The organism is Priestia sp. VA7, from assembly GCF_055710015.1.
On record NZ_JBVQPN010000024.1, the window covers coordinates 1 to 10,254 of the forward strand.

Sequence of the window (10,254 nt, forward strand, 5' to 3'; positions counted from 1 at the left end):
TCTCCTTCATCATAATTCCATTTAACATCTTTTTTACCAGCATCCTACTAGCCTCCACTTCCTTTTTAAAAGTATAGTACTAGTATTCAAATGCAAGATGATATTTCCTGCTATTACTTCTCTTTCTTGTTAACATAAAACATTTTATAGGCACAAAAATAGGCTTTAAGAGAACTTAAAGCCTATTTTACTTATCCTTCTTCTTTAAAATCTTTTTTTATAGTCCAAAACGTTTTCTTTAAATCATCATAAAAAAACATCGTTAAGAATCCTAATATTGTAACACCAGCTGAAAACGCTCCTAAATCTAAAAATAATCCTACAAATACAAGGATAATTCCAATCGCAAAACCAGGATCTGATAAATCCTCAATTTTATTCTTTTTTTGATCTATTACTATTTTTTTCTGAAAAGAACGATCACCTTTAATTAGTTCATCTAACGTCACATTATATAAATCACTTAGCTTAATAAGATTTTCAATATCGGGATACCCTTTATTATTCTCCCACTTATATACAGCTTGTCTAGATACATTCATTACTTGGGCCAATTCTTCCCTAGAAAGATCTTTTTCTTCCCTTAATCTTTGCAACTGTTCTCCCAATTCCATATGCCCTCACCTCTTATGAACCACTTTATAACATTTATGGTAAAACTACCACAAACGCTTAGTAACGTCGTGTAAACCATTGGTTAACAGAACAAAAATGATAGAAATAGCTTCCAAAATCGTTTAATATACACAACAACTTTAGTCGGGTAGGCAGGCACTCTCACGAACGCCCGCCCCCCTAAGAACCGTACGTGACAGATTTCCCGTCATACGGCTCAAGCCTTCTTTTTATCCGAACAACTTATTTAATACATGGTACATGTACTAATTTAGCCAATTTACCTGTAGAAACCTCTAGGTTTCGCACTGTAACTTTCTCTCCATTTTGTAGAGTTTGCTTACAAACTGCACAACGATATCCTTGTTTTCTTGCCAGTTTCATCCTATCGAATGTATTTTCACTATTAAAGACCTTACGGTCTCGTTTTTCCCAATACTCTCTTAGACTCGGATCATCTGGGCTGTTTTTATAAGCTACCATGACATGTCGTTCTATTTTAATCCAGGACATTTTCAACAGTTGAATGTTAGTAAGTGGACATGTAAGAGTCCATTTATCATTCCCTCCGTGGTGGGGTTTCTTAAAATAACGTTTGGTAATCCATTTCCACGGCTTCTTTGGATGTAATCGTTTAAGGTGTTTTGTTATTTTTAAGAAAACGTAATTATCCATATATCCAAACGTCTTTTTTGAAACGACATGTTTCCAATACTGTCCGTAACCACGAATAATTGGGTTTAAAACACGTATCAGTTCTTTCACTGGTCGTCCTCTCATCACTGCGAACGTATCTTTTATCTTATCCTTTGCTTTTTTGATGCTGTCTCTGCTAGGTTTGATTAATAACTTATTACCTTGTCCCGTATTGTATTGACGCAGAGAGAAGCCGAGAAAATCGAACCCATTCTCAATATGTGTAACTCTGGTTTTCTCTACACTGAGTGTAATTCCTCGCTTTTGTAAGTAGGGAGTAAGTTTCCCATACATGCTTTCAGCTTTTTCCTTCGTTTCCGTTACGATGACGAAGTCATCTGCATAGAGAACACGCCCTATCTTACATTTTGGGTCGGTTCCGTATCCTCCTCCATTTGGTTTGTATGTCTTTCTATACACAATACCAATCTCTTCTTCCATACCGCATAAGGCGATATTAGCTAGAAGGGGAGACAAGATACTTCCTTGAGGGGTTCCTTCTGTTGTCGTACGAAGCATACCTTGCTCCATGTGTCCCATTTTAAGCCATCTTTTGATGAGAGTGTTTCCTGGAAACATAGATGTTTGTTCTACTATCCAATCATGATTAAGATGGTCAAAGCATCCTAAAAAATCCCCCTCAAATACCCACTTTTTCTTACTATTCGTTTTAAGCTTATTAAAAAGATTACTTATAGCATCGTGTGTGCTTCGTTTAGGACGAAAACCGTAAGAAGTTGGTTCAAACTTGACCTCCCATTGTGGTTCGAGTGCGTTTTTTACTACGCTTTGGTAAACTCGATCTCGTATCGTCGGGATACCGAGAGGTCTCAGTTTTCCATTTTTCTTCCGGATAAACGTTCGTTTTGTTGGCTTCGGACGATGTCGAAAGACGTTGCATTTAACTAGTTGTTTATAAAGTTTGATACGTTCGCTTGGTTTTGAGGCCGTAAAGCCATCTACGCCAGCCGTTCGCTTACCGGTATTTTGTTGCGTCACTCTGCGAATGGAGAGTAATAAATTGGCTTTACTCCGGAGGAGTAAACGTTGAAGTTTCCTTACTCTTCTTCGTTGATTTTGTTGTTCGGCACGATAAATTCTTTGTCGTAACTTCGTTACATATTTTTGGATAATACTCCAATTAATAGAGTCCCAACCTTTATGCGAGACGTGCGCCGACGCTCGTAGAGAGGTATTCATAACAGCACGCTCCTTTTCGTTAGAAGATAGCCACAAATTTATTTTCGTGTTGAAGACCCATGAGAAGTGGGCGCTCTTTCGAGCCTGTCATTGTCTATAAAGGCGACAGTATCCGTCCAGTTATACAGTGTTTTCTGTTTTCCTGTTCCTTTTCAGGGTAACGGCTTTCGCTTTTTCTCATATCCCATACCCTCTGCCACATCGTTTGACTTTGCAGTCATCCTACTGCTTGCGCAGATAACATAGGGCTTACCAAGTTCCACTTTCTACAGATACGATAGGGGTAGGCAGGTTCTTTACTCCGGGTAAGATGCGGGACGCATCAGAGTAGCATTATGATTCTACTTTTCCTCTTACCAAAACCTAAGCGAAACTTATGCATTATCTTAGGCTAACCCTGACGAAGCTTACAAACCTTCACTTTCGTTTACCATACCTGTCTTCTCCTAGCAGTGTTCTGGACCATGCATTTGTCCTCTGTTTCCGCATTTCCTCATGCAACCGACAGACTCGTTACCAAGAATGCCGTTTCGGATGGAGATCATCTTCGCGTCTAGATGAGTAGCGTTAGCTACACTGTAAGAAAGCGACTTCTTGTCGCACCATAATCCAGATTCTAGGAACAAAAAACAGCCTTTGAAAGGCTGTTTTTTGTCTCTAAAAAGTTCTTTATTAGCTTAAAATATAATTTCGTTTACTCCTCTTAATGTAACGAATCTGCCCCCCAGCATATTATTATGATGTTCTACTATTTTAGAAGCTGAAAGCACAGCCGTATCAAATGTGCTGTGGGCATCTTTTACTAAGATATTCTCTTTATAACCTAAGCTATATGCTCTTCTACAAGTGGTATCTAAACAAAATTCAGTTTGCATGCCTGCAATGACTAATTTTTCAATTTCAAGCTCTTGAAGTTTTTTATGTAGAGTTGTTTGATAGAATGCATCCCAAGAAGATTTTTGAATAACTATGTCCGTTGGTAAAGGGCGAACATCCCGATGGATTTCCCATGCGACTTTTCCTTCGCTAAGGATACTGCCGGAACTAGGGTCTGTATGCTGGATATAGATAATTGATACACTAGATTGGTGCGCTTTCTCTCTTAGAGAACTAATGTTTTGAAGCACTTGCTGTTCATTCCATAAAGATCCACCTTCATAAGAAAACATGATGTTTTGAACATCGATAAGCAACAAAGCCGTTTTTTTACTCATTTGATTATATCCCTCCATCAAGTTATGTGGAAAAAAATTCAAAACAATATTATATCAAATTAAAACCTTATGTTATATAACCTTATCCTGCAAAATCTAGCCTTCTTCAAAGTGCATATGATATACATCCATAGTTAACATAATACCTCTTTCCGGAACACAACCCAAAAAAGAACCCTTGTCGCAGAACGGTTCCGCCGAGGGTTCTTTTTCCGGAGTATGCAGCTTTTTATACATCCTTGATATAACAACGTTTCCCCTTAGGCGGTAGACGAAGAAAGTGTATAAAAAGCGCACCTTTTATACATATGTAGACGTTGTAAAAGATAGTATTTTTAAATAGAACATGATATGGTTTATTGGTCGGCTATTCCATAATTCAATTATAAAAAGCAGTCTTGTTCTCTACTTATTTAGAGAACAAGACTGCTTTTTATTTTATCTAATTCATTTAACAATCCATCAAGTAACTGACTGATCCAAATCGTTCTATCACTCGTAAAACCTTCTTCAAGTCCAGTCTTAATCATATCTTCTCTAACTCTCTCTATTTCTTCAATTAAACCCCTGTTTAAGATCATATTATCTCTTTGCAATTACGTAGTCACCCATTTATCTAATATATTAATTTTATATAACAATAAATGGATTTCATTCACATGGCAATACCCAAGTTTTTAAAGTTTTACATACTAATTTCTTAAAAAAGGACCATTAAATACCTAGAATGACCGACTTTAGGCTCCAATGGACCTTTTTTTGCCCAAAATACATGTTACAATTCTAATCGTGTAATTATTTTTTTTATAGGTATTCCCATTTTTAAACTATCTCTTTTTAAAACAGTCTTATTAAGAAGAGATAGTTCTTTTTTATTTTCTCATATTTGTACTTCTCAATAATTAAATTATCGCCGATAAAACTTATATAAGTTTTAATCCTTAAACCCCAGTACTCTTCTATTTATCAGCAAAACCATACATATAAGCATTCAACAATAAATAAGTATCATAACTAACTATAACTGCAAACACAATAAGTAAGAGTGTCATTTTAATTTTACTCAACTTCATATCTCCTTTTTACCGTTCTAAGTCTTGGTCCTGGCGCTTTGATTGCTTGCGGATCCCACCGACATATTGAAAAAATGATATCTGCTTCATCTTCTCCACATTCTTATCAATCCAATTCAAGGCTTTTTCTTTCCAAGCTTTCAATGTCTTATTCTCTTCTCTCAATTCATGAACCTGCTGATTCACCTTATCAAGCTCTTTTTTTGGCACATAATCTTTTATATAACCAAGATTCATCTTCGTTAAGCTCTCATTCACTCTATTTGCTTCTACAAGCTCTTTTTTCGTTTTTTCATGTTTCTGCTTCTCAATGGTTAAATCATCGCTCAGAGAGCTTATATGGGCTTCATATTGCTTGTCTAGTTCTCTTTTAACCTCATCCTTGACATTTTCCTTTTGTTCAGCTGAAAAATCGCGTAACACTTTTTGCCTCATCAAATGCTTAGCCTTTTCAACTTCTCTATCTTGATGAACAAGGTGCATACTTACATCTTTTCTTAGACTCTCTACTTGTTCTGTTAGTGCTTTGTTTTCTTTCATCGTCTTATCAACTTCTTGACTCAATGCATTTGTACGGTTATGCTCGGCCGCCAATGTTTGCTGCAGCTCTTTTGTAAGACTCATAAGTTCATGAAAATCTGATTCTTCTACTTTCACTTTGGAACCCATGACACTCTTGGCCGCCTCTACTTCAACAGGCTGGCTACATAATTCTTCAATCCGTCTCTCGCTACGTATCTCAACGGGTGGTGCTGATTTCAACTCCACTAAATTGTCTATCTGTTGGAGCTCTTTTTCCTTATGAGCCACTAGTTGTTTCAGGTGGTTGAGCTCTTTTTCGCGTTCTTGTTTCTTAAACTCATGAACACTCTTATGCTGTAGCTCGCTTGGCTCGCCACGCTCAATGTCATAGCCACGTTTGTTCATGTAGTTGTGAAAATCATCCTGGATTCTACGAATCTTGGTTTTACCATGAAAGTAATCTTTCGCGGCCAAGCGCCGATCTTCTGTAATTGGGACAAAACCCACGTGCATATGGGGCGTGGCTTCATCATTGTGTACCATGGCATATAAAATATTCTGGTGGCCATACTTACCAGAGATATGATCCAGTGCTGCTTCAAAATATTTGCGCTGCTCGGCTTCCGACATCGCGTTCATATATTCCGGACTAGCTGACACAAAGAACTCTGCCACCAGGACCGCATCATTCCGAATTTTTCGTTTCACACGGGTGGCCGTCATCTTCTTAATTTCTTCGTGGTACTTAATTTTATCTTCATTCACAAAGTCATAGTTGAGCATCGTTCTGGTTGAATCGATGTCTTTATTTTTCCTGTTCTCGCCTTCTCGTTGGTTGTGTTTCTGGATCCCCAATATTGCGTCTTTGTGGAACTTTTGCATACGGATAATCCCATATTTGGCCATCCCTCAATCCCCCATTTCGACCACTGTTCTTAGGTCCAGCATACCACAACTTTAGATTTGGTGTAACGCACTACACCAATTTTTCATCTTCGATCAAATTGGGAGCGCGCTCTACGAGGTGGCGGTCGGAAATCCTCCCTGTGTTTGGCTTCGCCAAAATGAAAAAAGACATCCTCAACGGATGCCCTTTTTCATAAAGACCGTGGACGCCGTCCACCACCTGTAAGGGGAACTTTTCCCCTTAACCCCATTCCAAAAACTCCCCCAACCCCCTCACTTTTTTGAGGGGGCTCCCTCGCCGGTTGGCGTCAAACAAACGCGTTTGTTTGAATGCCAAGAGGGTCTTGGTGTGGTGACATTGTCAATTCCTTAATGCTCCCTACGGTCCGCTTACCATTGACAATGGCCATATATAGCATTATTTCTTTTTGTTTTTAGCGTTCATGGTGGTACCATAAATTACTCCAAGTGATATACCTATTGCTATTCCAAAACTAAGATTGTTTGACAGTAACCCTAAAGAAACTCCTAATGCTACACCTAACCCAAGTCCCATTCCTAGATAATCTTTTTCCTTCTTTGGTTCAGACAAAGAATCACCTCTCGTGCAAAATTTTCCAATTACTATCTTATACGAGTAAGTCATCTTTAAGTTTCATAAATTAGAGCATACCTATAACAAAGACCGCCCATTATGTATCAGTTTATAAGGCGGTCTTATCTCTATGTATGCTATATATCTATTCGTAAATTCCCGACATTATTTCCAATGCCCCCATCATCACATTCTAAAAATAAACCAATGAAAAAACAGGAGAAAAAGGGACAAGGTTTTTATAGTTAACTGATTACTAACGTAATTAATGTTATCTATAAAAAAGTATCTTGAAAATTACATGCCATTCGCTTGTGTTTCTAGGTGAAGCTGACAATTACCTCTATAACAAACAGGAGGGGTAAATATCATATAGAACATGTTATGGTACAAAAGAAAGGACACCTTAAAGGTGCCATTTTTTAATAAATCTTCTCTTACATATGATGAAAAACATACTATATGCTGCTCCTGATACATTATTAAGGTCGTCAATAATGTGGGAACTTATATTGTTTGTAAAACTTAAATTAAAGCTTCCAAAACTCCCACCACTTCTTTTTTTCTTCAGCAGCAGCAATTTGTTTTCTCGTCTCTTGGATTTCACGTATATGACTCATGCTTTGCTGATCCATACGTTCCACAAGTTTTTTATTAAACTCCATTTGTTCATTTAATTGTTTTTTTATCTCATCAAGACTTTGAGCCATGTCATCAATTTTATCCTTGAATTCATGGGCTTGCACGGCCATTTGTGCTGGTTGCATGGGGGGCGTTCCTTTACGTATACCATATCGCTCCACTACTTCTAAACATGCAGTCTCTTTGGTTTTTCGTTGGACTTTTACAAGCTGTTTAAATAACTGCAGAGCTTTTAAATCATGATCGGTAAATGCACGGCTATCATTCTCTCCCTTAATGAACTTATAACCTGTGTCCTCCAATTGAATACACCACTTTCTCAAGGTGCTATCAGATATCTCTAGCTTCTTTGCTACCTCACCAGTCCAATACGCTGGCTCTTGGCCAAGTTTCGCTTCTGACATATCGTTCCCTCCCGTGCAATTATAATTATATAAATAGTTATACTTTGTATCTCAAATATCCTTTAAACAATACCAAAGAACGCCCCCCATGCACATCGCTTTAACCATGCATGGGGGGCGTTCTTTTACGATAAACCCTACTATATCAATGTTTTAATACTAATATGTTTTTTGGATTTTTATTTATAATTAAAACAAGTGCATGCCCCCCATGCAACCAATTTTTATGTGATGCATGGCAATCGTTCATACCCGTTTTTCACCGTTCGTTTTGGGGTGTGAGGCTGGCTTTCAAATTTGTGTCTCTACATTTTGAAAAAGAAATAAAACTGAGGACAGTTGCTCTGGCGGTTCGGCAGGTACAATTGCTAGCACAAGCCGATCATTATTAACTTCGTTTTGGGTATGTTCGGCTTGGCGAGATAACCAAACCTGCCGAAATTTGAAGTACAAGGAGAAAAGAGTGGAGATTTTTTAAGTGACTTTCTTAAAAAATACTACTCGAACCTTGTATGGAAAATAGCCCTTATTAGTATAAGACAAGAAGCTAAAACACTATTAATATATTAAAAAGTCAATGTTATCAAGGGTTTAAGGCTATTTTAGATTATTTACTTTTGCAAATAAAATTATTTACTTTTGCAAATAAAATTATTTACTTTTTTTAAATAAAATTATTTACTTTTGTTTTGAAGTCTGTATAATGGTAAACATACCCAGAGAATAAATAAATAAAATTATTTATTTAAAGTAAATAAAAAGAGGTGAGTTAATTGGAGAAAAAAACTGTTAAAACCACTAGAAAAGTTACTTCTAAAAGCCAAATTACTGGTACAAGAAATTTAGTAGATGAAGACACCGGAGAAAAAGTATCAGTAGTAGAAGCAGTAAGTCAAACACAAGATGTGAACTGGCACAAGCTATGGATTACTCATTTAATCAGTGCTTTAGATATTGTAGGAAATAAAAAGATGAAGGTAGTTAATTACATATTAGACAACCTTGATTGGAATTCAAACATACTAATAAAGACACAACAAGAAATAGCTAAAGAAGCAGGAATCGGCTTTAACACTGTAAATACAACTATAAAAATGTTAGTAGATAAAAAGTTTTTAAAAGTTAAAACAGGTGTAATCATGTTGAATCCAGACATCATTGCATATGGAAGTCACAATAAGAGAGCGCATCTTCTAATTACCTTTGAAGAATTTGGTGATAACGAAGAAATTTAAGGAGGTGATTCAAACGAATAACAGCAAGTCCAAACTAAATAAAATGAAGAAGGGCATTTCTCCTGGCAGAGAAACACCCCATGTGAAAAACATAATACTATATTTGACACTAGTATTATAACATGGGTTGCCCTCAAAAAATAGGAGGGTCTTATCATGGATCAAAGCGAAAAACTATTAATGGGTATTGAAAATATCTTAAGTGTAGCTTCTGATTTAGTTGATGAAGTTGCTCGGCTAAAAAGTGTAGAAGAAGAATGTAAAATCCTGAAAGAGAAAGTCTTCATGAACCAGCTTACTAAAGCAGAACAAGAAATGTTTGCCCTTGCTATTGACGGTCATTCTATTGCAGAAATACAAGATATCCTCCATAAAGAAGAGTGCACAATTAAGAATCAAAGAAGAAGTATCTTAAAGAAATTGAATACACCATCTATGACAGAAGCTATTCAACAGTTTCAAAATCTGCATTAAGAATCCTCACAAAAACTAATACGTACTTCTTAAATATAATAGCCTTAAAGGCTAAAGAAGCAGGCTTAAGCCTGCTTTTTCTTTTTAGTCTAATAATCCTTTTTCCTTAAAAACTTTCCTCAGAGCTTCATTTACTAGTTCAGATTTATAACTTTTAGGGACTCGATCAATAATACTCAACACATCATCATCAAAATAAAAACCTCGATAGACTCTTTTTGAACGGTCTTTTGGACTTTGCAGCAAGATATCAATTGCATCTACTTTGCTAGTAGTTGTACTAGCTTTTGAAGAACTAGCACTAGTGCTTTCACTTTCGTTTAAATAGCTAATACTAGCTGCTACTTCGTTATTGGCTAGCTTTTGTTTTGCTGGCATTTTACTGTTTTTAGAAATAAGGGTACTGAAATCAACATCTAAAGGTTCTGATTCTTCTCCAACGTAGCGATAAATACTTTCCTTACTATCCCATTCATAGCCTAACTTCTTAATCTTTGATTGAATGGTACGAGTACTTACACCATACTGATTAGCTAATTCTTTAATGGTGATCTCCTTCATCATAATTCCATTTAACATCTTTTTTACCAGCATCCTACTAGCCTCCACTTCCTTTTTAAAAGTATAGTACTAGTATTCAAATGCAAGATGATATTTCCTGCTATTACTTCTCTTTCT

At 36.5% G+C, this 10,254-nt stretch carries 10 protein-coding genes; 2 read left to right on the plus strand and 8 right to left on the minus strand.

The genetic code is table 11. The features are described 5' to 3' along the window. Positions 1-191: 191 nt before the first annotated feature. From AC0C45_RS29655 to AC0C45_RS29685, 7 genes are all read right to left on the minus strand, one after another. Positions 192-614 carry a helix-turn-helix domain-containing protein gene (locus AC0C45_RS29655; RefSeq protein ID WP_257064685.1) on the minus strand — a complete coding sequence of 141 codons (423 nt, stop codon included), beginning with the start codon at positions 612-614 and terminating at the stop codon, positions 192-194. Between the two features lie 244 nt (positions 615-858). Beyond that, a complete protein-coding gene (gene ltrA / locus AC0C45_RS29660) occupies positions 859-2,511 on the minus strand; it encodes a group II intron reverse transcriptase/maturase (RefSeq protein ID WP_472929295.1) in 1,653 nt (550 codons plus the stop codon). A gap of 677 nt (positions 2,512-3,188) precedes the next feature. Further along, positions 3,189-3,725 carry a cysteine hydrolase family protein gene (locus tag AC0C45_RS29665; RefSeq protein ID WP_472929296.1) on the minus strand — a complete coding sequence of 179 codons (537 nt, stop codon included), beginning with the start codon at positions 3,723-3,725 and terminating at the stop codon, positions 3,189-3,191. 413 nt (positions 3,726-4,138) lie between these two features. Beyond that, positions 4,139-4,306, minus strand: coding sequence for a Spo0E family sporulation regulatory protein-aspartic acid phosphatase (locus AC0C45_RS29670; RefSeq protein ID WP_472929297.1), 168 nt, complete (start codon positions 4,304-4,306; stop codon positions 4,139-4,141). Positions 4,307-4,807: 501 nt separating this feature from the next. Then, positions 4,808-6,226: a MobV family relaxase gene (gene mobV, locus AC0C45_RS29675; protein WP_472929298.1), complete on the minus strand. Its 1,419-nt coding sequence runs from the start codon at positions 6,224-6,226 to the stop codon at positions 4,808-4,810. Positions 6,227-6,644: 418 nt separating this feature from the next. Beyond that, positions 6,645-6,818 (minus strand): glycine zipper domain-containing protein, encoded by a 174-nt coding sequence (locus AC0C45_RS29680; protein WP_472929299.1) that lies wholly within the window; start codon positions 6,816-6,818, stop codon positions 6,645-6,647. Positions 6,819-7,351: 533 nt separating this feature from the next. Further along, positions 7,352-7,867 carry a DUF3967 domain-containing protein gene (locus tag AC0C45_RS29685; protein ID WP_472929300.1) on the minus strand — a complete coding sequence of 172 codons (516 nt, stop codon included), beginning with the start codon at positions 7,865-7,867 and terminating at the stop codon, positions 7,352-7,354. A 773-nt stretch (positions 7,868-8,640) separates the two neighbouring features. Here AC0C45_RS29685 and AC0C45_RS29690 point away from each other — a divergent pair. Both AC0C45_RS29690 and AC0C45_RS29695 read left to right on the plus strand, forming a co-directional pair. Continuing rightward, entirely contained in the window at positions 8,641-9,102 is a 462-nt protein-coding gene (locus tag AC0C45_RS29690; protein ID WP_472929301.1) for a replication/maintenance protein RepL, read from the plus strand. A gap of 156 nt (positions 9,103-9,258) precedes the next feature. Then, entirely contained in the window at positions 9,259-9,576 is a 318-nt protein-coding gene (locus AC0C45_RS29695) for a helix-turn-helix transcriptional regulator (RefSeq protein ID WP_472929302.1), read from the plus strand. Positions 9,577-9,660: 84 nt separating this feature from the next. Here AC0C45_RS29695 and AC0C45_RS29700 read toward each other — a convergent pair whose 3' ends face one another. Further along, on the minus strand, positions 9,661-10,170 hold the full coding sequence (locus tag AC0C45_RS29700) for an HTH domain-containing protein (protein WP_472929303.1): 510 nt from the start codon (positions 10,168-10,170) through the stop codon (positions 9,661-9,663). Positions 10,171-10,254: the final 84 nt, after the last annotated feature.

Coding starts and splice junctions, on each gene's coding strand:
- AC0C45_RS29695 (WP_472929302.1), top strand. CDS start 9,259: ATGGATCAAAGCGAAAAACTATTAATGGGTATTGAAAATATCTTAAGT.
- AC0C45_RS29685 (WP_472929300.1), bottom strand. CDS start 7,867: ATGTCAGAAGCGAAACTTGGCCAAGAGCCAGCGTATTGGACTGGTGAG.
- AC0C45_RS29655 (WP_257064685.1), bottom strand. CDS start 614: ATGGAATTGGGAGAACAGTTGCAAAGATTAAGGGAAGAAAAAGATCTT.
- AC0C45_RS29700 (WP_472929303.1), bottom strand. CDS start 10,170: ATGCTGGTAAAAAAGATGTTAAATGGAATTATGATGAAGGAGATCACC.
- mobV (WP_472929298.1), bottom strand. CDS start 6,226: ATGGCCAAATATGGGATTATCCGTATGCAAAAGTTCCACAAAGACGCA.
- ltrA (WP_472929295.1), bottom strand. CDS start 2,511: ATGAATACCTCTCTACGAGCGTCGGCGCACGTCTCGCATAAAGGTTGG.
- AC0C45_RS29665 (WP_472929296.1), bottom strand. CDS start 3,725: ATGAGTAAAAAAACGGCTTTGTTGCTTATCGATGTTCAAAACATCATG.
- AC0C45_RS29670 (WP_472929297.1), bottom strand. CDS start 4,306: ATGATCTTAAACAGGGGTTTAATTGAAGAAATAGAGAGAGTTAGAGAA.